This is a genomic window from Actinomadura rifamycini DSM 43936, assembly GCF_000425065.1.
Taxonomy (GTDB): domain Bacteria; phylum Actinomycetota; class Actinomycetes; order Streptosporangiales; family Streptosporangiaceae; genus Spirillospora; species Spirillospora rifamycini.
This window is the reverse complement of the sequence record NZ_AULB01000003.1, coordinates 407,280-433,385: the sequence shown is the minus strand read 5'-3', so window position 1 is coordinate 433,385 and position 26,106 is coordinate 407,280. Positions and strand designations below refer to the sequence as shown.

Sequence of the window (26,106 nt, the reverse complement as noted above, 5' to 3'; positions counted from 1 at the left end):
GGTCTCAAGTTAGCGCTCCTCGATGTCCCACCACAGCGCGGTGTCCGGGGGGAGTTCGGCCTCCGCGCCGCCGACCCGGACGGGTCCGCTGGCCAGCAGCGGCGCGCCCGGGGCGGGGACGCGGACCGTCCGGCCGGACGTGTTGACCGTGCAGCCGAACGCGCGCCCGCCGCCGGGCTCGTCCCGGACGAACGACAGCGTGCCGGCGGGGCCGTCGAGCCAGCGGAGGCGGCCGTCGCCGAGCGCCGGGTGCTCGCGGCGGACGCGTAGCGCGTCCCGGTAGAGGGCGAGCATCGAGTCCGCGTCGGCCTCCTGCGCGGCGACGGTGAGAGAGTGCCAGGACGGCGGGATCGGCAGCCAAGAGGACTCGCCGGAGCCGAAGCCGAACGGCGGCTCGTCCCCGGCCCACGGCATCGGCACCCGGCAGCCGTCCCGGCCCTGGCCCTCGCCGCGGAGCCGCTGCGGGTCCTGGAGGAACTCCTCCGGCAGGTCGAGGACCTCGGGGAGGCCCAGCTCCTCGCCCTGGTAGACGTACGCGGAGCCGGGCAGCGCGAGGGTGAGCAGCGCCGCGGCGCGGGCCCGGCGGAGCCCCGTCTCGCCGCCGCCGTACCGGGTGACGTGCCGCTTCACGTCGTGGTTCGACAGCACCCAGGTCGCGGGCGCGCCGACGGCCTCGGCGGTGCGCAGCGACTCGTCCACGACCTCCCGCAGCGCGGCCGCGTCCCACGGCGCCGTCAGGTAGTGGAAGTTGAACGCCTGGTGGAGCTCGTCCGGACGGGTGTAGGCGGCGAGGCGCTCGGGGGTCGGGGCCCACGCCTCGGCGACCGCGATGCGCTCGCCGCCGTAGGAGTCGAGCAGCCGCCGCCACGCGCGGTGGATGTCGTGCACCGGGTCCTGGTCGAAGTACGGCAGGACGGCCGTGCCGAGCATCTCGACCTGGTTCGGGTGGCCGACGTCGGGCAGCCCGGGGGCCTTCGCCATGCCGTGCGCGACGTCGATGCGGAAGCCGTCCACGCCGAGGTCGAGCCAGAACTTCAGGATGTCGGCGAACTCCGCGTGGACCTCGGGGTTCTCCCAGTTCAGGTCGGGCTGCTCGGACGCGAACAGGTGCAGGTACCACTGCCCGTCGGGGACCCGCGTCCAGGCGGGGCCGCCGAACACCGACTCCCAGTCGTTGGGCGGTTCGGCGCCGTCCGGGCCGCGGCCGTCCCGGAAGACGTACCGGGCGCGCTCGGGCGAACCGGGCTCGGCGCCGAGGGCGGCCCGGAACCAGGCGTGCCGGTCGGAGGTGTGGTTCGGCACGACGTCGACGATGATCCGCAGGTTGTGCGCGTGCGCGTCGGCGATCAGCGCGCGGGCGTCGTCGAGGGTGCCGAACAGCGGGTCGACGTCCCGGTAGTCGGCGACGTCGTAGCCGAAGTCGGCCATGGGGGAGACGTAGAACGGGGTGAGCCACAGCGCGTCCACGCCGAGCGCGGCCAGGTAGGGCAGCCGGTTCCGGACGCCCGGGAGGTCGCCGACGCCGTCGCCGTCGGCGTCGGCGAAGCTGCGCACGTACACCTGGTAGATGACGGCGTCCCGCCACCAGCGTGCGGCGTTCTCGGCGCCGTCCCGGGGCGCGGGGACGGCGAGGGTGTGCTGCGTCATGAACGTCCTTCGTGTCGGGAGCGAGGTCGGTCTGTCACGGTCGTCCCGTGACCGGTCTTCACTTGACGCCGCCGGCGGTGAGCCCGGCGACGATCCGGCGCTGGAAGACCAGCACGACGACGATGAGCGGGACGGTCACGATGACGCCCGCCGCCATCTGGGTGCCGAACGGCTGGTCGAAGCCGGACACGCCGGTGAACTTCGAGATCGCCACCGTGGCGGTCTGCATGTCCTTCTCGTTCACCATCGACAGCGCGATGAGGAATTCGTTCCACGCGGCGATGAACGTCAGGATCGCCGTGGTGAACACCCCGGGCGCCGCCAGCGGGACGATGATCTTGCGGAACGCCTGGCCGCGCGTGCAGCCGTCCACCATGGCCGCCTGCTCCAGCTCGAACGGGAGCTGCCGGAAGAACGCGGTCAGCAGCCAGATCGACAGCGGCAGCGCGAAGCCGAGGCTCGGCACGATCATCGCCTGGTAGGTGTTGATCCAACCGATGTCGGTGAAGAGTTTCAGCAACGGAACGAGCTGGGAGATTCCGGGGAACATCGTCGTCGCGATGATGAGCCCGAGCAGCGCGTTCTTGAACCGGAACCGCAGCCGGGCCAGGGCGTACGCGGTGAACACGCCGACGATCAGGGTGAGCACGGTGGTGCAGCCGGCCACGACGACGCTGTTGAGCAGCGCCCGGCCGAACCCGTTGTCGCCGCGGAACACCGCGGAGAAGTTCTCGACCGACCAGCGCGTCGGGACGATCGAGTTGTCGAACTGGTCCTGCGGGCGGCGGAACGCCGAGATCGTCATCCAGTAGAACGGCGCGAGGCAGTAGACGGCCACGGCCGCGATGCCGGCGTACGACAGGATCCGCCGGGTCCGGGAGCCGGTCATGGGGCCACCGCCTTCTCGTCCGGGCCCGCCGTCCGCCGGGCCGCCTTCGGGCCGGGTCTCCTCCGCCGCTTCTCCCGGCGGGTCCGCTCGCGGGCCTCGCCGATGATGTCGGCGCCGAGCAGCTTCACGAACAGGTACGCGATCAGGGCGATGTAGGCGAACAGGATCGTCGCGTACGCCGCCGCCGACCCGTACCGCAGATTGGACGCCTCGAACCAGGCGATCATCGTGAGCGTCTCCACCGAGTCCTGGTTGACGCCGATGAGGACGGCCGGGAGGTCGAACATGCGCAGCACGTCCAGCATCCGGAACAGCACCGCGACCAGCAGCGCCGGCTTCACCAGCGGCAGCGTGATGCTGCGGAACTGCTGCAGCGCGCCCGCGCCGTCCACGCGGGCCGCCTCGTAGACGTCCCGGGGGATCATCTGCAGGCCCGCGAGCACCAGCAGCCCGATGAACGGCGACGTCTTCCACACCTCGGCGATGATCACCGCGAGCTTGGCGGGGAAACCGTCGGCGGTCCACAGGATCTGCTGCCGCAGGACCGCGTTCGCGGCGCCGTCCGCCTGGAAGATCCACCGCCACAGCAGGCCGGAGATCGCGGTCGGGATCGCCCACGGCACCAGGATGCTGGCGCGGACGAACGCGCGCCCGCGGAACGCCTGGTGCATGATCAGCGCCATCCCGACGCCGATCACGGTCTCCAGGACCACGGTCGTGAACGTGAAGAACGTCGTGTTGCCGAACGCGTTCCAGAAGGCGTCGGCCGCGTCGCCGCCGAAGACCGCGGTGTAGTTGTCGAAGCCGACGAAGCGCGTCCCCTCGACGACGAAGCCGTCCTCGTCCAGGCCCTCGCCGCGCGCGAACAGCGACTCGCGGAACCCGGCCAGCACCGGGTAGCCGATGACCAGGGCCAGCACGAGCAGGGTGGGGGACAGCAGCAGCGCGGCGAGCCGCCGCTCGGCGCTCGCGGCGCCGCCGCGGGCCTTGCGCGTGCGCGGCGGAGCCGCCGCGGCGTGCGCCGCGGCGGACCGCTCGTCGTGCGTCGTGGTCATGCGGGTCACTGCCGCGCGGTGAGCGTCTCGAGCTTGCCCTGCAGGTCGGCGAGGGCCTTGTCGACCGGCGCGTCACCGGTGACGGCCGAGTACCCGGCCTCCTGGATCGCGGCGGTCACGTCGCCGTACTTGACCGCGACGGGACGCGGCGTGGCGTTCTCGATCGCGGACTTCAGCACCGGCAGGTACGGGAACTTCTTCACCAGCTCGGGGTCGTCGTAGAGCGCGGCGATGGTCGGGGCCTGCGAGGTGGCCAGCAGGTTGTCGCGCTGCGCCTGCGCTCCGGTGAGGTAGCGGATGAAGTCGAGGCCGGTCGCCTTGTTCTTCGCGAACGCGGAGACCGCGAGGTTGTGCCCGCCGAGGTTGGAGACGCCCGGGCCGTCCGGTCCGGGCAGCGGCGCGACGGCGAACTTCCCGGCGACCTTCGACGAGCCGTCGTCCTCGTTCGCCAGCGAGTACTGGTAGGGCCACTGCCGCTGGAACACCAGCTTGCCGTCCTGGAAGTAGCGGCGCCCGCCCTCGGTGTCGAGCGTGATCGCCGACTTCGGCATCCGGCCGTCGGCGTACGCCTTCACCAGGAACTCCAGGCCCTGCTTCGCCTGCGGGGTGTTCACCGCGGGCTTGCCGTCCGGGCCGATGAGCGCGCCGCCCGCGCTCCCGACGGCCTCCACCATCGAGATCGTCATGCTCTCGCTCTTGTTGACCTCGGTGAAGAAGCAGTCGATGTCCTTCGCCTCGTCGAGGTCCTCGACCTTCTCGCAGGCGTCCCACATCTGCTGGTACGTCTTCGGCGGCTCGGAGATCCCGGCCTTCTCCAGCAGGTCCTCGCGGTAGTACAGCATCCCCGCGTCGGACGTCGACGGCACGGCGTACAGCCGGTCGCGGTACTGCCCCGTCTTGATCGTCGCGGGCAGCATCTTCGACAGGTCGATCTTGTCCTCGGGCAGCTCGGTCAGCCACCGGTTGGCCGCGAACTCCGCCGTCCAGACGACGTCGAGGTTGAGCACCGTGTACGCGTCCGACTTGGTCGTCGCGTTCTGGATCATCTGCTGGCGCTGCTCGTTCGGCTCGTCCGGCAGCTCGATGATCCGCACCTTCTCGTCCGGGTGCTCGGCGTTCCAGCCGTCCACCTGCTTCTGCAGGTTGCCGGAGCGGTCCTTGCCGGTGACGAACGTGATCGGGCCGCGGCCCTGCAGGTCGGCCGCCGAGGTGCCGGACGAGCCGTCGCCGTCGTCGCCGCCGCAGCCGGCCAGCGAGAGCGCGAGGACGGCGCCGACGACCGCGCCGCCGATCCGGGGGATGCGCCGCATGGGGTCCTCCATTCGCGAGACGGGCCGTGCCGGCCGCCGTCCCGCCGTTCCGTGGATGGGGGGATTGATCGGGGACATTAGCAACGGGTTTCATGAGCGTAAATAGCTTGCAGAAAGTTTCAGCAAGCTCGTGTCCGATCTGTAACCGGCTTGCAGGGGCCGCCGGAAACGGGTCGACGCGGCGCGCCCGTTGCGCCAGGCTTCGTCCGGTGAGCACCGACCTGCGGCTCGTCCGCGACCACACGATCCTGTCCGTGGTGACCGGCTCGCGCGCGTACGGCCTCGCCACCGGCGCCAGCGACGTCGACCGGCGCGGCGTGTTCGTCGCGCCCGCGCCGCTGTACTGGCGTTTCGACAAGCCGCCCACCCACCTGGACGGCCCCCTGCCCGAGCAGTTCTCCTGGGAGCTCGAACGGTTCTGCGAGCTGGCGCTGGCCGCGAACCCGACCGTCCTGGAGTGCCTCTGGTCGCCGCTCGTCGAGCGCGTCACCCCGATCGGCGAGGAGCTGCTGGCCGTCCGCACGGCCTTCCTGTCGCGCCGCGCGCACCGCACGTTCCTCCGCTACGCCGACAGCCAGTTCCGCAAGTTGCAAGGCGACTTGCGCAAGGGCGGCGAACCGAACTGGAAGCACGTGATGCACATGCTGCGCCTGCTGGACGGCGGCCTGCACCTCGTCCGCACCGGCGTGCCGCGCGTCGAGGTCGGCGACCTGCGCGACCGCCTCCTCGCCGTCAAGCGGGGCGAGCTGCCGTGGGACGAGGTCGACGCGTGGCGCGCCGAGCTGACGTCCCGCATGGCGGGCGCCCTCGAAGCGAGCCCGCTGCCCGACCTCCCCGACCGCGACCGCGTCGAAGACCTCGTCGTCTCCGTCCGCCGAAGGAGCCTCGCATGGTGAACCTCCCCGACGGCCTGCTCGACCGCTTCACCGCCGAGCACCCCTACCCCCGCGCGTTCCTCACGATCAGCGGATCGCACATCTACGGCTTCGCGTCCCGCGACTCCGACGTCGACCTGCGCGGCGTCCACCTGCTGCCCCTCGACGAGGTCATCGGCCTGTACACCGGACGGCAGCAGTGCACGGAGCAGTGGGAGCACGGCGGCGTCGAGGCCGACATCGTCACCTACGACCTCGCGAAGTTCTGCGGCATGCTGCTGAAGCCGAACGGCCACGCGCTCGAGCAGCTCGCCTCGCCCCTCGTCGTCGAGACGTCGCCGCTGCACGCCGAGCTGCGCGGGCACCTCCCGGGCCTGCTCACCTCCCGGCACGCGGGCCACTACCTCGGGTTCGCGCGGAGCCAGTGGCGCATGTTCGAGAACCGCGACGAGCTCAAGCCCCTGCTCTACGTGTTCCGGACGCTCCTCACGGGCGTGCACCTCATGCGCGCGGGCGAGCTCGAGACCGACCTGACGAAGCTGCTCGGCGACGCGCCGCCGTACGTGCCCGACCTCGTCGCCGCCAAGCGCGACGCCGAGCACGCGGGCCTCCCGCCCGGCGCGCCCGACCGGTCCGTCCTGCGCTCCGACGTCGACGCCCTCACCGCGCTGCTGGAGGAGGAGCGCGACCGCAGCGCCCTTCCCGAGCGGCCGAAGGCGGGCCGGGCGCTGCACGACCTGGTCGTCCGGACCCGCCTGGACGGGCTATACCACAGCTGAACCTTCCGGTGGGGTTGCGACACCGCCGACCAGGGGATCTTCCTTCGCGGACGGCACGGGGGAGCCGTCCGCGAAGGGAGCCGTCATGACCGTGGCCAGCCCGTCCTGGGCCGACCTGCGCGAGCCCGCGGACGCCGCCGCCCGCGCCGGCTCGCTGCTCGACGTCCTGCGCGCGGAGCTGCCGCCGGACCGTCCCGTCACCGTGTGGAACGCGTCCTGCGGGGACGGCGGCCTCGCCCGGTGGCTCGCGCCCCGGCTGCGCGGCCCGCAGCACTGGATCCTGCAGGACGCCGATCCCGCCGCCCTCGCCCGCGCCGCCGGACGGACCTACGCGTGCGCCGACGGGACCCCCGCCACCGTCGAGACGCGCGCGGGCGACCTCGCCGACCTGCGGGCGGCCGACGTCGTGGGCGCGTCCGTCCTCGCCGCCTGCCACCTGCTGCACCGGCTCACCGCGGCCGAGGTCGACGCGCTCGCGGGCGCCGCGTGCCGTCCCGCGCTGCTCACCCTGACCCCGATCGGCCGCGTCCGGCTCGACCCGGCCGACCCCCTCGACACCGAGTTCGCCGCCGCGGCCGCCGCCCACCGCCGCCGCGGCGGCCTGCTCGGGACGGACGCCGCGTTCGCCGCCGCCGACGCGTTCGCCCGCCGCGGCGCGACCGTCCACACCCGGTCGAGCCCGTGGCGGCTGGGGCCCGCCCGCTCCGTGCTGATCGCCCGGTGGCTGCGCGACCGGGTCGCCGACGCCGTCGAGCACCGCCCGGCGCTCGCCGCCGACGCCCCCGCCTACCTGCGCCGCCGCCTCGCCGACTGCGCCAACGGCGACCTCGCCGTGGAGGTCCGGCACCTCGACCTGCTGGCGCTGCCCGCCCGCTGACCCACTTGTAACCGGGCGCTTACTTGGGTAGCCTGCCGCCGGACCGGCGGGAGGTACGGATGGCGATCGCACCGGTGGTGGAGGAGCGGCCCGGCTGCGGGCGGGGCGCACGGCTGCTCGGCGCGCTGATGCGCCGGTTCGTGCGGCCGTTCGTCGCACGGCTGCCCTGGACGCCGCTCACCCTCCGGTTCGCCGGACTGATCGAGCTCGCGGGCACCCTCCTGCCCGCGCCGCGCGGCACGGAGGTCGTCCCGGTGCGGGGCCTCGGCTGCGCCGCCGAGCAGATCCGGGGCCGCGGGGTGCCCGCCGACCCCCGGCGCGTGATCCTCTACTTCCACGGCGGCGGGTTCGTCGCCTGCGGCCTGCGCACCCACCGGCGGATGATCGCCCGGATCTCCCAGGCGGCCGGCATGCCGGTCCTCTCGGTCGCCTACCGCATGCAGCCGAAGGTGCCCATCGCGACGTCCATCCGCGACTGCGTCGACGCCTACCGGTGGCTGCTCGACCGCGGCGTCGACCCCCGGAGCATCGTGATCGCCGGCGACTCGGCGGGCGGCTACCTCGCGTTCGCCGCCGCCCTGCACGCCCGCCGCGACGGGCTGCCCCGCCCGGCCGGGATCGCCGGCCTGTCGCCGTTCCTCGACCTCGACCTCGAGGCGCGGATCGCGCACGCCAACGAGCCCCTCGACCCGTTCATCCCCGCGCGCCGCCTCGCCGACATGGTGCGGACCGTCTTCCCGGACGTCGAGCCGACCGACCCGCTGCTGTGCCCGCTGCACGCCGACCTCCGCGAGCTGCCGCCCGTCCTGATCCAGGTCGGCTCCATCGAGGTGCTGTGCTGCGACGCGCACCTGATGGCCGAGCGCCTCGGCGCCGCCGGCGTCCCGTGCACGCTGCAGATCTGGGAGGGGCAGATGCACGTCTTCCAGGTCTTCGCCGACCTCTCCCGCGAGGGCCACGCCGCCATCGCCGAGGTCGGCCGGTTCGCCCGCCGCGCCACGTCCCCGGAGGCGGCGCGCGCCGCCTGACGCCGCCTGACGCTGCCCGGCGCCGTCCGGCGTCACCGCGCGAGGCGCTCCACGGCCTTCGCGTGCAGGGCCGTCGCCAGCTCGGCCGCCGCGTCGACGACCGCGTCGAGGTCGCCGCCGAGCCGCCCGTCCGCCCACTGCCGGGCCAGCTCGATCATGGCGCCGGTGAACATGGTCGCCGCGATCACCACGGTCGGGTCCTCGCGCGGGCCCATCGCCACCAGCCCGTCCAGCAGCGCGGTCTCCGCCGCCCGCCGCCGCGCGGCCAGCGCGTCGTTGCCGGGCACCTCGGCGAACAGGACGCGCCCCCGCCGCGGGTCGTCGCTGATGAACCGGAGCACGTTGCGGACGCCCGCGCGGGTGCGGGCCTCCGCGTCCGGGCCGGCCTCCTCCACCGCGCGCGCCAGCACGTCCCCGAGCGCCTCGGCCTGCCGGTCGTAGACCGCCGCGAGCAGCTCGCCGGTGTCGGCGAAGTTCTCGTAGAAGTACCGCGTGTGGAGCGCGGCCTCCCGGCACACGGCGCGGACGCTCAGCCCCGCCTCGCCGTCCGCGCCGAACAGGACGAACGCGGCCCGCACGAGCATGTCGCGGCGCTCGTCCCTGCGCCTGGACGCGGGGACGCCCGCCCACCGGGTCGTCATGGCAGCACGCTACCAAGTCTGGACACGGGCGTAACCGGACACTTATTCTGGCTACAGACGTATCCAGAATGGAGCCCCCCGGCATGCCGAGCAACCTCATCGCCGCCAAGTTCGAGCAGGCGTTCGACGCCGACATCCGCGCGAAGTTCTTCAAGGGCCTCGACTTCGCCGGCCCCGAAGGGGACCCCGGCTGGTTCGGGCCCGGCAGTGCCGTCTGGTACGTGCACTCCCACCTGCCGACCCTCATCCTGGGCCTGGTCGGCGCCGCCTACATCGAGGGCCTCGACCCGAGCATCTCCTGGATGGCCTACGACCACTCGCGCATCCCCGAGCGGGACAAGAACGGCATCCCGACGGGGAACATCGACGTCCACGGCGCGACCGTCCGGCTCGGCCACTCCGTGTCGTTCTTCATCGGGACCGCCTACGGCTCCACCGAGACGGCCGAGCGCCTCGCCCGCACCGTCCGCGCCATGCACCACACCGTCAAGGGCACCCGCCCCGACGGGCTGGCCTACGACGCCGACGACCCCGAATGGCTCCGGTGGAACTACGCCACCGTCGTCTGGGGCCTCGCGACCGCCCACGAGCGCTACCACCGGCGCCCCCTGCGCGACATCGACCGCTACTACCGCGAGTTCGTCCGCGTCGGCGAGGCCCTCGGCGGCACCGACCTGCCCGCCACCAAGGCCGAGACCCTCGAATGCCTCGAGTCCTACCTCCCGCGCCTCGCCGTCACCCCGATCAAGGCGTTCCAGACCGGCCCGAACCTCCGCGGCGGCGAGGCCAAGCCGTGGGAGCCGGGCAGCCCGTTCATGGACTGGGCCGCCCGCGACATGCTCCCCGAGTGGGCGCGCAAGCTGGTGCTCCACCGCTCCCCGAACCCGCTCGCCCTCCGCGCCCGCCGCGCCGCCTTGTGGGCCGCGATCAACGGGCTGCACGAGGCCACCGGCCCCATCCGCGAGTACCGCGAGGCCGAGGCGCGGGTGGCGAAGGGCGTCACCGCCGCGCCCGTCGAGTCCACCGCGCCCGCCGCGCCCGACCCCGTCCTCACCCGCGAGGAGGTCGAGGCGATGGCCTGACGCCGGAGCCTCGGCTAGCGTTCCGGGAATGATCGATGGTGTATGGCTCAACCCCCCGGTCGAGGCCGCCGAGGACGGTCGCGGGCTGCGCGTGACGGCCGCGCGGGGCAGCGACTTCTGGCGGACGACCTCGTACGGCTACGACCGGGACGGCGGGCACGCCCTCCTCGCGCCCTTCGGCCCCGAAGCCGCGGTCGAGGTGTCGTTCGTCGCCGACTACGACCGGCAGTTCGACCAGGCGGGGCTGCTCGTCCGGATCGACGAGGCGACCTGGATCAAGGCCGGGCTCGAGTACTGCGACGGGGCGATGCAGCTCGGCGCGGTCGTCACCGCGGGGCTGTCGGACTGGTCGTCGGCGCCCGTCGACTGGGCGGGCCGCGAGGTGACGGTCCGCGCGAGCCGCAGCGGCGACGCCGTCACCGTGCGGGCCCGCGCGGGCGGCGAGCCGTGGCGGATGATCCGCCTCGCGCCCTTCCCCGCGGGCGTTCCGGCCCGCGCGGGCCTCTACTGCTGCGCCCCCGAACGCGCCGGCCTGACCGTCCGCTTCACCGGCGCCGCCTTCACCGCCCCGGACGAGGCCCTGCACCCCTAGCGGCGGGGCGGGCGGCGAGCGCGACCGACACCAGGATCACCAGACCGGCGCCCGCTATGACCTGAAGCTCTCCCGTGGCGGACATGTCGGACTTCGAGCCGGCCACCGGCGCGAGCCGTCCGCGCCGGTCGAGCACGACCGGGATGACGTCGCCGGGCTCGCGGCCGTCGCAGGCGCTGTCCATCGCCCGCTCGATCGGGGTGCCGTCGGTCCGGCGCAGCGTGCAGTGGTGCTGGGGGAAACCGCGGCCTTTCGTCGTCCAGGTCCGGTCCACGACCGCGTCGATATCGGTCCCGACCCGGAGCAGCGCGATGTCCCGCGCGGCGGAGGCGCCCACCACGTACATGAGGAACAGGGCCAGCATGCCGCAGCCGAGCGGCACGCCCGAGAACCGGAACGACCGCCCGCTCGCGTAGAGGTAGCCCAGCGCCCAGGCGTTGGCGATCATCCCGAGCACGGCCGCGATCGCCGAAGCCGTCGTCCCCCACCACAGGCGGGCCGCGTAGACCAGCACCAGCCCCAGGAGCGTCCCGCCGATCAGGAGGCCGCCGCGCAGCAGGACGGGACGAGCGGACCGCACGCGGGACCTCCATGAAGGGAGAAATCGGGCAGGCCGATTCTAAGAGGTCCTAGAGGACGAAGCGGGTGTGGTCGTAGCGGTACTCCCGCGACGCCCGCCGCGCCGCGGCGATCCACGCCCGGTCGCCGCCCGGGGTGGGGCGCGAGATCGGCCCGGCGGTGTCGAACCAGCACGCGAAGGCGCACCGCGTGTGCCGTCCGCCCGCCGCGGTCGAGGCCAGGTACGCGACCTGGTCGTCCATCCACGCCGCGTCCCGCGTCCCCCGGTCGCCGTAACCGATCTCGGGGACGCACCACGGGACGCCGCGCGACCGGGCGAACGCGACCGCCGGACCCCACAGCGACTCCGCCGACCCGACGTGGGAGTAGCCGTCCGCGCCGTAGCAGTCGACCAGGCCGTCCCCGGGCCACATGTCCGCGTACGTGCGCCCCTTCGCCGGATTCGTCCCGGCCCACGTCGTGACGATCTGCACCGTGTGCAGCCGCGCCCATCCGTCGTCCTGCACCTGCTTGACCAGCCGGCAGAACCGGCGGAATCCCGCCCGGTAGGTGGACAGCGAGAAAGTGCCGTTCTTCAGTTTCGCGTCCGGTTCATGCCAAATGGTGACGAATGCGAGGTGCTGTTTCGGGATGCTGCGCAGGAATCCGCGGATCCGCTCGTCCAGCGTTCCGGACGCGACGGCCCGCATGTCCGGCTTCCCGGACCAGCAGCTCGCCCGTTCCCCCACGTCCGCGGCGGCGTTCGACGCCGCCCACGTCCGCGGGACGCCGTCGCGCGGCCGCTGGTAGACGCGCCGGATCCCCAGCGGGCCGTACCGTTCGTCCAAGCGCGGAAAGTCCGATCCCGCGAGATCGTCGCCCGCGGCGCCCCACAGGATCGCGTCGCGCTCTTCCGCCATCGCACCGCCTTGGTCGCCGCCTGATCAGGTAATACCCATCCCGGACAACAAAGCAGACGTCATCCAAAGGCGCGCATGGTAGATCTTTCTCCCGTCCGGCCGGAAAAGGCGCGGCGAATCGGGGGCGCGCCACGATGAGTTTCCGGCGCGGGCGGAGTCGGTACGGGCATGGAGACGCAGACACTTCAGACGCCCGGGGCCGACCTCGTCTACGACGTCCGCGGTCCGCTGCCGCCCGCGGACGGGCGTCCGCCGCTCGTCATGATCGGCCACCCCATGGACGCCGCCGGCTTCACCACCCTGGCGGCCCTCTTCCCCGAGCGCACCGTGGTCACCTACGACCCGCGCGGCCTGGGCCGCAGCGTCCGCAAGGACGGCCGGGACGACCACGCGGCGGAGGTCCAGGCCGCGGACCTGCACGCCCTCATCGAGGCGCTCGGCGCGGGCCCGGTCGAGATGTTCGCCAGCAGCGGCGGCGCGGTGACCGCGCTCGCCCTCGTGACGGCCCACCCCGGCGACGTGGCGACCCTGGTGGCGCACGAGCCGCCGCTCCTGTCGGTGGTGCCCGACGCCGAGGCCGCCGAGCGCGCGCGGGCGGGCATCCGGGACGCCTACCAGGCCAAGGGCTGGGGCGCCGGGATGGCGGCGTTCATCGCGATGACGTCCTGGCGGGGCGAGTTCACCGAGGAGTACTTCGCGCAGCCCGCGCCGGACCCCGCCGCGTTCGGGATGCCGGCCGAGGACGACGGCTCCCGCGACGACCCGCTCCTGTCCGACCGGTCCTGGGCGGTCAGCGGCTACCGGCCCGACGCCGCGGCGCTGGCCGCCGCGCCGACCCGGATCGTCATCGCCGTCGGCGAGGAGTCGGACGGCGTCTTCACCGGGCGCTCCGCGGTGGCGACGGCCGAACTGCTCGGTCGGCGGGCGACGGTGTTCCCGAGCCACCACGGCGGCTTCCTCGGCGGCGAGTTCGGCCAGACGGGCAAGCCGGAGGAGTTCGCCCGCAAGCTGCACGAGGTCCTCGACACCGCCCGCTGACGGCCCCCTCACCCGCGCGGACCGGTATGAGGGGTCATTTGCGGCGGAGCTTGCCGGCCGCCTCGACCTTCCGCTCTCCGGCCGGAGGGTAGACGGCGTCGAGCCTGCCGTCGTCGCGGAGGCTCAGGCGGACGTCGCCGCCGTCGCAGTCGGGCTTGTCGGCGGGGAACGTGGTGTCCAGCGTCAGGATCCCCTCCCGGTAGGAGACCGTGACGAACGAGCCGGTGCACTTCCCGTCCCGGTAGGTCGCCTTGCCGCCCTGCTCGCCTTTCCTGAGGACGAACTTCGCCTTCCAGCCGCCCTCCTTCCCGCCCTTCTCCGTGATCTTTCCGGTCCAGGTCCCGGCGAGATCGGCGGGGATCGGCGGCGGGGGATCGGGGGCGTCGTCGGGCGACAGGAAAGCGCCGTAGACGCCGACCGCCAGCACCCCGAACCAGAACGTGGCGGCGAGGCCCGCGCATCCGAGGGCGAAGCGGGAGTCCGGACCGAGCTTGGAGCGCGGAGCGCGGGGCGGCGGCGGGGGGTGCGGGACGTTCGGCGGCTGCGGGGAGTACGGGTCGTCGGAGTTCGGCGGCGGCGCGAACCCGGGCGGCGGCGGGTACGGGGGCGGCGGGTAGGGAGGCGGCGGGGGGCGGCGTCCCGCGTACGCGCCCGCCCACGGATCGTTCGGCGCTCCGGTGGCGGGCGTCCCGGGCGCGGCGGTGTCCCAGGGGTCCTCGGCGACCTCCTCGGCCTCCTCCCACGGGTCGTGGACGCCGGGGCCGTCCGCCTCCGGGCGGTCCGCCGCGGGGCCGCGGCGCGCGCCGTCGTAGGCCGCGCGCCGGGTGGTGAGGACGTCGCGGGCGGCGTTGATCAGGCGGAGGCGGTCCTCGGCCGCGGCCTTGGCCTCCGGGTCGGTGACCCGGTCGGGGTGGTGCGCGCTCGCCTGCTTCCGCCAGGCCCGCCGGATCTCGTCCGCCGAGGCGTCCGGGCGGACGCCCAGGATCTCGTAGGCGTCGTTGCCCTGCAGTTCGCCGAACAGGGTGGACAAGGTCAGCGGCCGATCCTTCGTGCCACCGAGGCCCGGTAGCAGGTGAGCGTCCAGTGCGCGGTGGCGGGGGTGTGACCCGCCGGGACGATCATGGATCCGGCAGCGACCGTCACGTCCTTCGCGCCGGCCAGGTAGAAGAAGAAGACGTCGAAGCGGTGCTCGAACCCCTGGTAGTACCAGTCGTTGCTCTGGACCTGCCGGCCGGAGAGGAAGGGGGCCTGGAGCAGTTCCTGCGCCTGCGGCGGCAGGTTGCCGAGCACGCCGCGGGCCAGGCGGGTCAGGCCGAGGTCCGGGGGCGCCTCCCCGGGGGCGGACGGCCCGGCCGCGCGGGGCCCGGGACGGTGGTGCACCTGGACGTGCCGCAGGGAGCCCGGCGCGAACTGGAAGGACGAGATCGCGTAGACCGGGCGGTGGTCGGTGTTCACGCGGGGCTCGGCGATCGACAGGCCCGACTCCCCGAAGGTGACGGCGTAGCTGCGGCCGTCACCGCTCGACCCGTCGACGTTGGCGAACCAGTCAATGGCGGTGCCCGACAGTTCGGCCAGGCGCTGGCGGGTGCGGGGGCCGATGCTCTCCCAGTGCTGCGTGCGGGTGCCGTCGCCGCCGAGCGACATCTCGCCCGGCCGGTGGACACCGGGCGCGGCGCGCCCGGTGAGGCCGCCGCCGCCTCGTGCCGCGGGAGTGCCGGAGCCCGACGGCACCGCCGGGAAGAACGAGTCCATGCACCGCCCCTGACCTCGTTGTGACACTGCTTGATCAGGTTAATGCGAACGGGGCGGGGACGTCGATGAAGTTACCGGAGCGGTCCCGGCCGGGATCGGCCGGGGGCGCGGGCCGTGCCGGTCGCCTCGCGGGCGAAGCCGCCCCGCGGACGGCCCCTCGCGGAGGCGAGGCCGGCGACGAGCCGGACGGCCGGCGGTCGACGGTGATCGACGTATTTCTAGCGACATTGCCTGGATTTATTATTTTGTTCCCATTCGACTTGCTTGGAAACTCACTTATCCCCACGTTTTGCGAGTGCAGCGGAAAGTGGGTGTCGAATGGCAGGGAGTGCAATATACGATGTCGCGCATGCGAGCCAAACTCTTGTGCGCGTCCGTCGTCGCCGCCATTGTCGGCACGGCCGGTGCGGCGCCGGCGCAGGCCGCGCCTTCGTCGGACGATCGGCTGGTGTGGGCGGCGAGCCCGGCATCGGAGGCGGGGCGGGTCCAGGTGCAGGCGGCGCCGCCGTGGGGCGCCTGCGGGCGCAGCACCGACCCGCAGAAGCTGGTGCGGTTGTTCACCAAGAACCGCGTCGTCGACTTCGCGCTGCGCTGCGGCGGCCCGAAGCACAGTTCGTCCCCGACTTGGGGGTACCGGCACATTCTGTGGCGCCACAGGGGCGACTTCGAGCGCATGGCGGCCGGGACGTACCAGAATTGGCGGGACATCGCCGACCTCGCGATGAGCCACAACACCTCCGATCCCGACAGGTCGAAGCACAGCGGCGGAAAGTCGTGCTACTCGCGGGTCCTGTACCTCCGGAACATCCGGACCAATCAGGTCGTGCGCAAGCAGATCTTCAAGATGGTCGTCGGGAGCGGCAACAACATCATCACGAGCTACCCGTCCGGGTCGCACTGCTGATGGACGTGGCCGCCGGCCTCGTCGCCCGGCTCCGCCGCCTCGGGTACACCGTCACCGGGGCGGCGCCCGGCGTCTACGAGGTGACCGCCCGCGCCGGGCGGCCGCTCCACCGGCGGCCACGACTCGTCCTCCCCGAGGACGTCCTGGCGGAGTACGCCGACGCGCTGCGGCACGACGCCGCCGAGGCGGGACTGTCCCCGCTGGAGCTGATCGAGACGCACATCGAGGAAGAGCTGGACTCGGTCGACCCCGAGGGCCGCAACCGCACCGCGGCCGTCGGCGTCCGGCGCGACCGCCTCGGCCGCCCCGAATGGTTCGTCGACCGGGCGCCCCGGCCGCCGGCGGAGGCGGGAACGGAGTCCGGCCTGCGCTGGGACGCCGGCCGGCCGGACGCCGAAGCGCCCTGACGGCGGCCGCCGCTCAGGTCGCGGCGTCGACGGCGGTGGGGGAGAGGATCTTGCCGAGGACCATCGCGGCGCAGCCGGTCAGGCCGGCGGTCTCGCCGAGGCGGGCGGGCTCGATGCGCAGGCTGCGGGTGGCCAGGCCCGTGGCGCGGCGGTAGACGATCTCCCGCAGGCCCGCGATGAGCGGTTCGTCCGCGCCGACGAGGTCGCCGCCGAGCACGACGACCGCGGGGTTCAGCAGGTTGACGGCGGTGGCGACGACCTCGCCGATGCGGCGGCCCGCGTCGCGCAGCAGCGCGACGGTGGCGGGGTCGCCGGCGCGGGCCAGCGCGGCGAGGGCGGGCAGGTCGGCGGCGGGCGAGCGGGCGAGCAGCGCGGCGCCGCCCGCGACCGCCTCGACGCAGTTGACGTTGCCGCAGCGGCACGGCCGCTCGGTCTCGGTCGGGACGGGCACGTGCGCGATCTCCCCGGCCGCGCCCAGCGCGCCGCGCTGGATGGCGCCGCCCGCGATGATCGCGGCGCCGATGCCGGTGGAGATCTTCACGAACAGCAGGTCGTCCACGCCCGGGTGCGCCTGGTGCTCGCCGAGCGCGGCCGCGTTGACCTCGTTGTCGAGGTAGGCGGGGACGTCGAACCGCGCGCGGACGCGCGGGCCGATCTCGACGGCGTCCCAGCGGCCCGCGACGTGCTCGACGGCGTCCGGGACGCCGAGGCCGACGCCCCGGACGGCTTCGGCCGGGACGCCCGCGTCCTTGAGGAGCGCGCACCACAGGTCGAGCAGGTTCGGGATGGTGGTGTCGGGGGAGACGTCGGCCGGGGGCCCGTCGGCGCGGGCGAGGATCGTCCCGGCGAGGTCGCAGACGGCGAGCTGCCCGCGGGACTGGCCGAGGTTGGCGACCAAGACCGCCCCGCCGGCCGCGTGGAACCGCAGGCGGGCGGGGGGACGGCCGCCGGTGGACGGCCCGTCGGCGCGCTCCACCACGAGGCCGCGGCCGATGAGGTCGGCGACGCGGGACGCCACGGTGGGACGCGACAGTCCGGTGTGGCGCGCGATGTCCGCGCGGGTGTCGACGCCGTGCTCGCGGATGAGGCGGAGCACGTCGCCGGTCGTGGCCGGGGTGACGGGCATCCGGCCAGTCAAGCACGCGGGTCTTCGGTGCGTCCAGTTGGTGAAACCTCGGAGACTTTTGTAAGTCAGACTTTCTAAGTGGGTTGTGCGGACAGCTTATGTCTCGATAGTTTGCGAAACGGGCTTCCCCTGTCCATCCCCCCGTCTGGAGCATCGAATGGCTGTGCATCCCGTGCTGGCAGAGGTGACGCGGCGCATCGCGGAGCGGAGCGCCGACCGCCGCGAGGAGTACCTGGGCCGGATCCGCGACGCCCGTACGGAGGGCCCGGTGCGCGGCGGCATGGGGTGCGCGAACCTCGCGCACGGCTTCGCGGCGTGCGGCGTCCAGGACAAGCTGTGGCTGCGCGGCGACGTCACGCCGAACATCGCGATCGTGTCGTCCTACAACGACATGCTGTCGGCGCACCAGCCGCTCAAGGACTACCCGGACGTCCTGAAGGCCGCGATCCGCCGGGCGGGCGGCACCGCGCAGTTCGCGGGCGGCGTCCCGGCCATGTGCGACGGCATCACGCAGGGCCGCGCGGGCATGGAGCTGTCGCTGTTCAGCCGGGACGTGGTGGCGATGGCGACGGCGGTGGCCCTCTCGCACGACATGTTCGACGGCATGCTGCTGCTCGGGGTCTGCGACAAGATCGTCCCCGGGCTCGTGATCGGCGCGCTGTCGTTCGGGCACCTGCCTGCGGTCCTCGTGCCCGCCGGGCCGATGGCGTCCGGGCTGCCGAACGCGGAGAAGGCGAAGGTCCGCAAGCGCTACGCCGCCGGGGAGATCGGCCGCGACGAGCTGCTCGCCGCGGAGGCCGCGTCCTACCACTCGCCGGGCACCTGCACCTTCTACGGCACCGCGAACTCCAACCAGCTCCTCATGGAGGTCATGGGCCTGCACCTGCCGGGCGCGAGCTTCGTCCCGCCGGGCACCGACCTGCGCGAGGGGCTCACCGCCGCCGCCGGGCGCCGCGTCCTGCAGATCACCGACCTCGCCGACGAGTACACCCCGGTCGGCGAGATGCTGGACGAGCGCGCGTTCGCCAACGCGATCGTCGCGCTGCTCGCGACCGGCGGCTCCACGAACCACACGCTGCACCTGCCCGCGATGGCCGCCGCCGCCGGCATCGAGCTGACCTGGGACGACTTCGACGAGCTGTCGCAGGTCACCCCGATGCTCACGCAGCTGTACCCGTCCGGCACGGCCGACATCAACCACTTCCACGCCGCGGGCGGCACCGCGTTCCTCATCGGCGAGCTGATCGACGCCGGGCTGCTGCACGAGGACGCCCGCACGGTCGGCGGCGCCACCCTCGCCGAGTACCGGAAGGTGCCGCGGCTCGACGGCGGCCGCGTCGTCTGGGAGGACGGCCCCGCCGCCACGGGCGACCCGGCCGTCCTGCGCCCCGTCGCGGAGCCGTTCGACACGCACGGCGGCCTGCGGACGGTCCGCGGCAACCTGGGCCGCGCGGTGGTCAAGGTGTCCGCGGTCCGGCCCGAGCACCGGGCGGTCGAGGCCCCGGCACGGGTCTTCGAGTCGCAGGAGCGGTTGCAGGACGCGTTCGCCGCGGGAGAGCTCGACCGGGACGTCGTCGCGGTCGTCCGGCTGCAGGGCCCGCGCGCCGACGGGATGCCCGAACTGCACCGGCTGATCACGCCGCTCGGCGTCCTGCAGGATCGCGGCCACAAGGTCGCGCTGGTGACGGACGGGCGGCTGTCGGGCGCGTCGGGGGCCGTGCCCGCCGCGATCCACGCGTCGCCCGAGGCGGCCGCGGGCGGCCCGCTCGCGCGCGTCCGGGACGGCGACGTCGTCCGGCTCGACGCCGACAAGGGCCTGCTCGAGGTGCTGGTGCCCGACGAGGAGTTCGCCGCGCGGGAGCCGGAGGGGGGCGTGCCCGACCCCGACCGCGGGTGGGGCACCGGACGCGAGCTGTTCGCGGCCTTCCGCGCGGCGGTCGGCCCGGCGGAGCGCGGCGCCGGGGTGTTCCGGTGAGCGCTCCCTGGCTCGTCGGCGACATCGGCGGGACGAACGCGCGGTTCGCGCTCGTGGACGGCCTGGACGGCGCGCCCCGCGACGTCCGCGCGCTGCCCACCCGCGAGCACGCCGACCTCGCGGACGCCGCGGCGGCGTACCTGTCCCGGCACGCCCCGGGCGTGCGGCCGTCCGCCGCGTGCCTGGCGGTCGCGGGGCCCGTCACCGGCGGGACGTTCCACCTGACGAACGCGAACTGGCCCGTCGGCACCCCCGAGGACGTGCGCGAACGCCTCGGCCTGCCGCACCTGGAGATCGTCAACGACTTCGCGGGCCTCGCGATGTCGCTGCCCCGGCTGGCCGCCGACGACCTGGTCCCGGTCGGCGACCGGTACCCGGCGGCGGACGGCCCGCTCGCGGTCGTCGGCCCCGGCACCGGCCTCGGCGTCGGCGGGCTCGTCCCGGCGCCGGGCGGCGGCTGGCTGCCGCTGCCGGGGGAGGGCGGCCAGGTCGACGCGCCCGCCGGGACCGACCGGGAGGTCGAGGTCGTCCGGCTGCTGCGCGCCGAGCGCGGCGCCGCGACCGCCGAGTTCCTGCTGTCGGGGGACGGCCTCGCCCGCATCCACCGCTACCTCGCGATCATCGACGGGGTCCGGGCCGAGCCGGTGACGCCCGCGCAGATCGTCGAGCGCAAGGCGGACGCCCGCTGCGCGCAGACCCTCGCGATGTTCTGCGGGCTGCTCGGCTCGCTCGCCGGCAACGTCGCACTGACGATCGGCGCGACGGGCGGCGTCTACCTCGGCGGCGGGATCCTGCCGCGCATCGCCGACGTCCTGAAGGAGAGCGCGTTCCGCGCCCGGTTCGAGGGGAAGCCCCCCGTCGAGGGGTACCTGCGCGCGATCCCGACGGCACTGATCGTCCACCCCGGACCGGCGCTGGTCGGCGCCGCCCTGCGGCTGGCGCAGACCGCTCCCGAACCCGCACGACCCTTGGAGACCGCTTGAACGCCGAAGACCTGTTCGACCTCGCGCCCGTCATCCCCGTCGTCGTCCTGGACGACGCCGACGCCGCCGTGCCGCTGGCGCGCGCGCTCGTCGCGGGCGGCCTGCCGGCGATCGAGGTGACGCTGCGGACGCCGGCCGCGATCGAGGCGATCACGCGGATCGCGACGGAGGTCCCGGACGCGGTCGTCGGCGCCGGAACGGTCGTCCGCCCGGACGACGCCGAGCGCTCGGCCGCCGCGGGCGCCCGCTTCCTGGTCAGCCCCGGCTGCACCGAGCGCCTCCAGACCGCGATGGCCGCGACGGGCCTGCCGTTCCTGCCGGGCGCCGCGACCGCCTCAGAGGCGATCGCGCTGCTCGAGGCGGGCGTCACCGCGATGAAGTTCTTCCCGGCCGAGCCCGCCGGCGGCATCCCGTACCTGAAGGCGCTGAACGGGCCGCTCCCGCAGGTCCGGTTCTGCCCGACCGGCGGGGTGCAGCCCGGCAACGCCGCCGACTACCTCGCGCTGCCGAACGTCGGGTGCGTCGGCGGGACGTGGCTGACCCCGGCGGACGCCGTCCGGTCCGGCGACTGGGACCGGATCCGCGGGCTCGCCGCCGAGGCCGCCGCCCTCCGCTAGCCGGAGGGCGGGTGCGGGCAGGGCCCGGCGGACAGGCGCGATTCGCCGGGCCCGTCCGGCACGAGGTCCATGCGCAGGCGCCCGCAGGAGCAGCGCGTCCACACGACGAGGCCGTCGCTGGTGAGGTGCCGGGAGACGATCGTGGGGCGTGGTTCCGTGCTGCACTGAGTCATGACGGCAGTCTGCGCAGCCACGATCGTTGCCGTCTATTTCACATTTCCGCATGACACCGTGCAATATTCGCCGCGCGGGGTTCCGCGCGGCTGGCCGGCGGGCCGGTGGAGGGGGCCGTCCGGGTCCCGCCGGTCGGCACGTCGCCGCCGCGCCGCCTGCTGACCTGCGTCCGGCGCGGTGGGCGCGGCAACCCGATCGTCGACCTGGGGCTGCGCGCTCCGCGACGCCGTCCCGGCCCCCTGCACCCCCTTTCGGCCGCCTGACGCTAGCGCCGGAGGGTCGCGGCGACGCGGACCGCCCGCGCGAGCCACACCGCCATCGCGATCCCGAGGACGGCGAGGAGGCCCGTGCCCGCGCCGACCGTGAACGTCAGGACGAGGAACACGCCGAGCAGCAGCGGGAACGCCGGGGACGGCGGCCCGTGCCCGTGCGCGTGCCTGTGCCAGTGCATGCGGTGCTCGTGCATGCGTTGCCGGTGCATGCGGTGCGGGTCCGCGTGCATCAGGCCGGGGTGGCCCCACGGCACCCGCCCGGGGACGGGCGCGGGGCGGGGCCGGTCCTCCGCGGCCTCGGGGAGGCCGTGCGGCGGCGGCAGGTCCCGGACGAGCGCGCGCAGGTCGCCGCGCGTCTTCGCGGCCAGCGCGGCGTCCATGCGCTCGTCGAGCTCCCCGCGGTCGAGCCGGCCCGCGGCGAAGTGGTCGTGCAGCGCGACCACGACCGCGTCCCGCTCGGTGTCGCCGATGCGCAGCCCGTCGAGCGGCGTTCCGGTGCGTGGGTCGCCGGTGCGGGTCGTGTCGCTCACGGCCCCTCCTCCGCTGCGTCCGGGCCCGGGTCGGCGTCGTCGGCGAGGATCCGGTACAGGTCGCGGCGCGCCCGGGACAGGACGTCCCGCGCCCGGTCGAGCTGCTCGGGGCGGCCCGAGTGGACGACCTGCATGACCGCGGCTCCCGTCTGCGCGGCCTGCTTGAACAGCTCGGGCACGCCCTCGCCGAAGTCCCACGACATCGCCGCCCACGGCTCGCGCAGGTCGTCGGCGTGCTCCTCGACGTGGGCGCGGCCCGCGTCGGTGAGCCGGTAGGCGCGGCGGCCGCCGGCCTCCTCACCGGCGATCAGCCCCTCGTCGGCGAGCTGCTGAAGGGCCGGGTAGACGGCGCCCGGGCTGGGCCGCCAGGCGTGCTCGCTGCGCTCGGCGATCTCCTGGATGATCTGGTAGCCGTTGCGCGGCTCCTCGGCGAGCAGCGTGAGGATCGCCGCGCGGACGTTGCCCTTGCGGGCCTTGGCCCCGCGGCCCCACGGGCCGCCGCGCCGGCCGTGCGCCCACGGCGGGCGCGGACCGGGGCCGCCGGGCCCGCCGGGACCGAAGCCGGGCGGACCCCACGGGCCGGGCCCGGGCCCGCCGCCGAACAGCGGGCCGAAGCCCGGCATGCCGCCCCTGCCCCACGGTCCTCCGTGCATGTGACGCATGTTCTTCACCGCCTTCTGAGATCTCTCTTTGAGCTCTCGCGATACGACAACGATATATCGAAGACGTACGGTACGGCCAGTTCGTTCCCGCGGAATCCCGCGCCGGCCCGCCCGGTCGTCCGTCCGGGCCCGCCGGCGGACAAGATCCCCGATTCCGGTCACGGCCGTCTGACCTCGGAAAACCTGGGTAACAGGCGGATTGTGGGGGGACGATGGGGACAGACGGAGCCGTGACGGCGCGCGATGCGGTCCTGACCCGGGGCGGCGCCGCCCGCGCCCACGCCTTCGGCGAGGTGCTGCTGGGGCTCGCGCTGTTCGCGCTGTACCTGCTCGTGGCGATGCTGCCCGAAGAGCCTCGGACGCGGCTCGCGCGCGCACACGGGGAGACGCTGTACGACATCGAGCGGGCGCTGCGCCTCGACGTGGAGCTCACCCTCAACGAGTGGCTCGCGGACCAGTCCCTCGTCCGGGTCCTGGCCAACTACGAGTACGCGATCACCTACGTGGCGAGCGCCCTGGCGCTGCTCGTCTGGCTGTTCGTGCGCCACCCCGACCGGTACCGGACGGCCCGCACCGCGTTCGTCCTGCTCAACGTCATCGCGCTCGCGTGCTTCGCGCTGTACCCGGTGATGCCGCCCCGGCTGATGCCCGACCTCGGCTTCGTCGACACCGTCCGGCTCGGCGGCACCTGGGGGTCGTGGGGCTCGCCGCTGGTCGAGCACGCCGACCGGTTCGCCGCGCTGCCGTCCCTGCACATGGCGTGGACGCTGTGGGTCGGCGTCGAGCTCGCGCGCGTGAAGGCGCACCGGTCGGTGCAGGCCGTCAACACCGTCCACATCATCGTGACCGGGTACGTGATCATGGCGACCGCGAACCACTTCGTGGTGGACGCGCTCGCCGCCGTCCCGCTCGTGGCCGTGTCGGTGTACGCCGCCGAGCGGCTCGCGCGCCCGTCGGCCGAGCGCGTCCGCGCCCCGGACGCGTTCTTCCTCGCCGTCGAGACCGAGCGGGCGCCGCAGCACACCGGCGGCGTCATCATGCTGGACACGTCCCGCGACCCGCTGCACCGCGCCGACCTGATCCGGCTCGTCGCCGAGCGGATGGACCGGCTGCCCCGGTTCCGGCAGCGCCCGCACGGCGCCGGGCGCTGGCGGCGGCCCGTCTGGCGCGACCAGCCGGCCGTCGACTGGGACTGGCACGTCACCGAACTGCGCGTCGACGGCATGGACGGGCTGCGCGAGGTGATCGCCCGCGTGCAGGCCGAGCCGTTCCCCCGCGACCGGCCGCTGTGGCGGATGCTGCTGGTGCGCGGCGCCGAACCGGGCCGCACCGCCGTCGTGTTCCTCATGCACCACGTCGTCGCGGACGGCGTCGGCGTCGTCGCGCAGGCCGCCGCGCTGATGGAGCCGCCGCAGGACCCGGCCCCCGCCGGGCCGCGCCGCGGCCGCGTCCGGACGGCGCTCACCGCGGCCGTCGGCACCGCGGTCGGCCTCGGCCAGCTCGCGATCGACGTGGCCCCGCCCGCCCGGCTGCCCGCCGCCGGCACCCCCGAGCGCCGCTTCGGCACCCTGCACCTGCCGCTCGACCTCGTCCGGGACGTGTCCCGGCGGCACGGCGTCCGCGTGACGGACGTGGTGCTGTGCGCGGTCGCGGGCGCCCTGCACCGCGCCGCCCCCCCCGGCGCGGACGGGCGCGGCACCTGCCGCGTCGCCGTCCCGCTGATGATGCGGGCGCCCGGCGGCGCGATGGAGGGCAACCACACCAGCGCCGTCATGGTCGACCTGCCGATCGGCGCGATGCCCGAGACCGCGCGGCTCGCCGACATCGCCCGCCGCTGCAAGGTGCTGCGGTCGGGGACCCGCGCGCTGGCCGCGTGGTTCGTGATGCGCCAGGCGGCCCGGCTGATGCCGGTGCCGCTGCACGCCCGGTTCGCCCGCGCCGCCTACAGCGAGCGCTTCCTGCAGGGCATCGTGTCGAGCCTGCCGGGGCCGGGCGGCCCGCTGCGCCTGGCGGGCGCCCCGCTCGCCGCCGTCTACCCGGTCGTCCCGCTCGCGCCCGGCGCGCCCCTCGCCGTCGCCGCGCTCGGCGTCTCCCGGGAGCTGTGCTTCGGCGTCTCGCTCGACCCGGGCCTGGTCGACGACGCCGACGCCCTCACCGCCGCGATCGGCGCCGTCATCGACGACCTCCGTGCCGCCGCCCCGCTCGCCGCCTCTCCGCCCCCCGCGCCCGAACCCCCCGAATCCGAGCCCCCCGCACCCGAACCCCCCGAACCCGAGCCGCGTCTCGGGTGAGCCCCGCCGCGCGGGCCCGCCCCCCCGGGCTTCGCTTCCGGCGGACGAGCGAGAAGGCCCCGCCCCGGGACCGGTCGTCCGGTCCGGGGCGGGGCCTCGTTCGGGCGCGCCGGTGCGTCAGACGGCGCGCATGGCGCGGAGCGACTCCTTCAGCGAGCCCATCGTCGCGAACACCGACGTCGGCTCGTAGCCGCAGTGCGCCATGCAGTTCGCGCAGCGCGGGTCGCGGCCGCGGCCGTAGGCGTCCCAGTCGGTGTCCTCGAGCAGCTCCCGGTACGTCTCGGCGTACCCGTCGTCCATCAGGTAGCAGGGACGCTGCCAGCCCTTGAGCGAGTACGACGGGATCGCCCACGCCGTGCAGGGGAAGTCGACCTTCCCCTCCAGGAAGTCGAGGAACAGCGGCGAGTGGTTGAACCGCCAGCGCTTCCGGTTGCCGTTCGCGAACGCCTTCTGGAACAGCGACCGGGTCTCCTGGACGCCGAGGAAGTGCTCCTGGTCGGGCGCCTTCTCGTACGCGTAGGCCGGCGAGATCATCATCTGGTCGACGCCCAGGTCGTCGTTGAGGTAGTTCAGCACCTCGATGACGGTCTGCGGGGTGTCGGTGTTGAACACGGTCGTGTTCGTCGTGACCCGGAACCCGCGCTCCTTGCACATCCTGATGGCGGCGACGGCCTCGTCGAACACGCCGTCCTTGCAGACGGACGCGTCGTGCCGTTCGCGGAGCCCGTCGATGTGCACGGCCCACGCGAAGTACGGCGACGGCTCGAACCGGTCGATCTTCCGCGGGATGAGCGCGGCGTTCGTGCACAGGAACACGTACCGCCGCATCCGGACCAGCTCGCCGACCAGCTCGCCGATCTTCGGGTGCATGAGCGGTTCGCCGCCGGCGATCGACACCATCGGCGCGCCGCACTCGCGGACGGCGGCCAGCGCCTGCTCGACCGGCATCCGCTGCTTGAGGACGTCCGCCGGGTGCTGGATCTTGCCGCACCCGGCGCACGCGAGGTTGCAGGCGAACAGCGGCTCCAGTTCGAGCAGCAGCGGGAACCTGTCCCGCCGGGCCAGCTTGTTCTTGAGGACGTACCCGCCGACGCGCAGGCTCTGGCGGAGTGGCATGCCCAT

Annotated in this window: 27 protein-coding genes; 13 read left to right on the top strand and 14 right to left on the bottom strand. The window is 74.2% G+C overall.

Going from position 1 to position 26,106, the window contains the following annotated elements:
* Positions 1-9 precede the first annotated feature (9 nt).
* From H505_RS0101865 to H505_RS0101850, 4 genes are read right to left on the bottom strand one after another with little or no spacing between them, the layout of a single operon-like run.
* Complete coding sequence (locus H505_RS0101865; protein ID WP_026400602.1) at positions 10-1,647, bottom strand: glycoside hydrolase family 13 protein; 1,638 nt, start codon at positions 1,645-1,647, stop codon at positions 10-12.
* 58 nt (positions 1,648-1,705) lie between these two features.
* Positions 1,706-2,536, bottom strand: coding sequence for a carbohydrate ABC transporter permease (locus H505_RS0101860; protein ID WP_026400601.1), 831 nt, complete (start codon positions 2,534-2,536; stop codon positions 1,706-1,708).
* Positions 2,533-3,591, bottom strand: a complete 1,059-nt coding sequence (locus H505_RS39335; protein WP_064743454.1) for a carbohydrate ABC transporter permease — start codon at positions 3,589-3,591, stop codon at positions 2,533-2,535. The genes H505_RS0101860 and H505_RS39335 overlap by 4 nt, the downstream gene beginning before the upstream one ends.
* Positions 3,592-3,596: 5 nt before the next feature.
* On the bottom strand, positions 3,597-4,901 hold the full coding sequence (locus H505_RS0101850; RefSeq protein ID WP_034516150.1) for an ABC transporter substrate-binding protein: 1,305 nt from the start codon (positions 4,899-4,901) through the stop codon (positions 3,597-3,599).
* 209 nt (positions 4,902-5,110) lie between these two features.
* Here H505_RS0101850 and H505_RS0101845 point away from each other — a divergent pair, with 209 nt between their 5' ends.
* The 4 genes from H505_RS0101845 to H505_RS0101830 all read left to right on the top strand — a co-directional run bounded on the left by H505_RS0101845 (position 5,111) and on the right by H505_RS0101830 (position 8,460).
* On the top strand, positions 5,111-5,797 hold the full coding sequence (locus H505_RS0101845) for a nucleotidyltransferase domain-containing protein (RefSeq protein ID WP_026400599.1): 687 nt from the start codon (positions 5,111-5,113) through the stop codon (positions 5,795-5,797).
* The gene (locus H505_RS0101840; protein ID WP_026400598.1) at positions 5,791-6,555 is read left to right on the top strand and encodes a nucleotidyltransferase domain-containing protein; all 765 of its coding nucleotides are present in this window, start codon (positions 5,791-5,793) and stop codon (positions 6,553-6,555) included. Before H505_RS0101845 ends, H505_RS0101840 begins: the two co-directional genes overlap by 7 nt.
* Positions 6,556-6,640: 85 nt before the next feature.
* Positions 6,641-7,432 (top strand): hypothetical protein, encoded by a 792-nt coding sequence (locus tag H505_RS0101835; protein ID WP_026400597.1) that lies wholly within the window; start codon positions 6,641-6,643, stop codon positions 7,430-7,432.
* Positions 7,433-7,491: 59 nt separating this feature from the next.
* Positions 7,492-8,460 carry an alpha/beta hydrolase gene (locus H505_RS0101830; protein WP_034516148.1) on the top strand — a complete coding sequence of 323 codons (969 nt, stop codon included), beginning with the start codon at positions 7,492-7,494 and terminating at the stop codon, positions 8,458-8,460.
* A gap of 32 nt (positions 8,461-8,492) precedes the next feature.
* Here the strand turns inward: H505_RS0101830 and H505_RS39330 are convergent, their stop codons facing one another.
* Entirely contained in the window at positions 8,493-9,101 is a 609-nt protein-coding gene (locus H505_RS39330; RefSeq protein WP_034516145.1) for a TetR/AcrR family transcriptional regulator, read from the bottom strand.
* Between the two features lie 83 nt (positions 9,102-9,184).
* Here H505_RS39330 and H505_RS0101820 point away from each other — a divergent pair, with 83 nt between their 5' ends.
* The gene (locus H505_RS0101820) at positions 9,185-10,183 is read left to right on the top strand and encodes an oxygenase MpaB family protein (protein ID WP_026400595.1); all 999 of its coding nucleotides are present in this window, start codon (positions 9,185-9,187) and stop codon (positions 10,181-10,183) included.
* 28 nt (positions 10,184-10,211) lie between these two features.
* Positions 10,212-10,775 (top strand): DUF1349 domain-containing protein, encoded by a 564-nt coding sequence (locus H505_RS0101815; RefSeq protein ID WP_026400594.1) that lies wholly within the window; start codon positions 10,212-10,214, stop codon positions 10,773-10,775.
* Here H505_RS0101815 and H505_RS0101810 read toward each other — a convergent pair.
* Complete coding sequence (locus H505_RS0101810; RefSeq protein ID WP_026400593.1) at positions 10,744-11,355, bottom strand: hypothetical protein; 612 nt, start codon at positions 11,353-11,355, stop codon at positions 10,744-10,746. The genes H505_RS0101815 and H505_RS0101810 overlap by 32 nt on opposite strands.
* 49 nt (positions 11,356-11,404) lie before the next feature.
* On the bottom strand, positions 11,405-12,253 hold the full coding sequence (locus H505_RS0101805; RefSeq protein WP_026400592.1) for a glycoside hydrolase family 26 protein: 849 nt from the start codon (positions 12,251-12,253) through the stop codon (positions 11,405-11,407).
* A 168-nt stretch (positions 12,254-12,421) separates the two neighbouring features.
* Here H505_RS0101805 and H505_RS0101800 point away from each other — a divergent pair, with 168 nt between their 5' ends.
* Entirely contained in the window at positions 12,422-13,291 is an 870-nt protein-coding gene (locus H505_RS0101800; RefSeq protein WP_026400591.1) for an alpha/beta fold hydrolase, read from the top strand.
* A gap of 34 nt (positions 13,292-13,325) precedes the next feature.
* Here H505_RS0101800 and H505_RS0101795 read toward each other — a convergent pair whose 3' ends face one another.
* Complete coding sequence (locus H505_RS0101795) at positions 13,326-14,321, bottom strand: J domain-containing protein (protein ID WP_026400590.1); 996 nt, start codon at positions 14,319-14,321, stop codon at positions 13,326-13,328.
* Positions 14,322-14,323: 2 nt separating this feature from the next.
* Positions 14,324-15,043, bottom strand: a complete 720-nt coding sequence (locus H505_RS39325) for a hypothetical protein (protein WP_051300035.1) — start codon at positions 15,041-15,043, stop codon at positions 14,324-14,326.
* Positions 15,044-15,392: 349 nt separating this feature from the next.
* Between H505_RS39325 and H505_RS0101785 the strand changes: the two genes are divergently transcribed.
* Both H505_RS0101785 and H505_RS0101780 read left to right on the top strand, forming a co-directional pair.
* Positions 15,393-15,947 carry a hypothetical protein gene (locus tag H505_RS0101785; protein ID WP_157432859.1) on the top strand — a complete coding sequence of 185 codons (555 nt, stop codon included), beginning with the start codon at positions 15,393-15,395 and terminating at the stop codon, positions 15,945-15,947.
* Positions 15,947-16,354, top strand: coding sequence for a hypothetical protein (locus tag H505_RS0101780; protein WP_026400588.1), 408 nt, complete (start codon positions 15,947-15,949; stop codon positions 16,352-16,354). The genes H505_RS0101785 and H505_RS0101780 overlap by 1 nt, the downstream gene beginning before the upstream one ends.
* Positions 16,355-16,367: 13 nt before the next feature.
* On the opposite strand, the gene H505_RS0101775 is transcribed toward H505_RS0101780, so the two are convergent.
* Entirely contained in the window at positions 16,368-17,480 is a 1,113-nt protein-coding gene (locus tag H505_RS0101775) for an ROK family transcriptional regulator (RefSeq protein ID WP_026400587.1), read from the bottom strand.
* A gap of 157 nt (positions 17,481-17,637) precedes the next feature.
* On the opposite strand from H505_RS0101775, the gene edd reads away from it, so the two are divergent.
* Genes edd through eda form a run of 3 tightly spaced genes read left to right on the top strand, consistent with a single transcriptional unit; the run spans position 17,638 to position 21,055 of the window.
* Entirely contained in the window at positions 17,638-19,455 is a 1,818-nt protein-coding gene (edd, locus tag H505_RS0101770) for a phosphogluconate dehydratase (RefSeq protein WP_026400586.1), read from the top strand.
* Positions 19,452-20,438, top strand: coding sequence for a glucokinase (gene glk, locus H505_RS0101765; RefSeq protein WP_026400585.1), 987 nt, complete (start codon positions 19,452-19,454; stop codon positions 20,436-20,438). Before edd ends, glk begins: the two co-directional genes overlap by 4 nt.
* Entirely contained in the window at positions 20,435-21,055 is a 621-nt protein-coding gene (gene eda, locus H505_RS0101760) for a bifunctional 4-hydroxy-2-oxoglutarate aldolase/2-dehydro-3-deoxy-phosphogluconate aldolase (protein WP_026400584.1), read from the top strand. Before glk ends, eda begins: the two co-directional genes overlap by 4 nt.
* Here the strand turns inward: eda and H505_RS50480 are convergent.
* From H505_RS50480 to H505_RS39310, 3 genes are all read right to left on the bottom strand, one after another.
* Positions 21,052-21,228 (bottom strand): hypothetical protein, encoded by a 177-nt coding sequence (locus H505_RS50480; protein ID WP_169528784.1) that lies wholly within the window; start codon positions 21,226-21,228, stop codon positions 21,052-21,054. The genes eda and H505_RS50480 overlap by 4 nt on opposite strands.
* A 266-nt stretch (positions 21,229-21,494) precedes the next feature.
* Positions 21,495-22,031 carry a DUF1707 SHOCT-like domain-containing protein gene (locus H505_RS50875; RefSeq protein WP_051300033.1) on the bottom strand — a complete coding sequence of 179 codons (537 nt, stop codon included), beginning with the start codon at positions 22,029-22,031 and terminating at the stop codon, positions 21,495-21,497.
* Positions 22,028-22,684: a PadR family transcriptional regulator gene (locus tag H505_RS39310; protein ID WP_245592406.1), complete on the bottom strand. Its 657-nt coding sequence runs from the start codon at positions 22,682-22,684 to the stop codon at positions 22,028-22,030. The genes H505_RS50875 and H505_RS39310 overlap by 4 nt, the downstream gene beginning before the upstream one ends.
* 239 nt (positions 22,685-22,923) lie before the next feature.
* Here H505_RS39310 and H505_RS47205 point away from each other — a divergent pair, with 239 nt between their 5' ends.
* Positions 22,924-24,984, top strand: a complete 2,061-nt coding sequence (locus tag H505_RS47205; RefSeq protein WP_051300028.1) for a bifunctional phosphatase PAP2/O-acyltransferase family protein — start codon at positions 22,924-22,926, stop codon at positions 24,982-24,984.
* A 117-nt stretch (positions 24,985-25,101) separates the two neighbouring features.
* Here the strand turns inward: H505_RS47205 and hpnH are convergent, their stop codons facing one another.
* A complete protein-coding gene (gene hpnH / locus H505_RS0101730; RefSeq protein ID WP_026400582.1) occupies positions 25,102-26,106 on the bottom strand; it encodes an adenosyl-hopene transferase HpnH in 1,005 nt (334 codons plus the stop codon).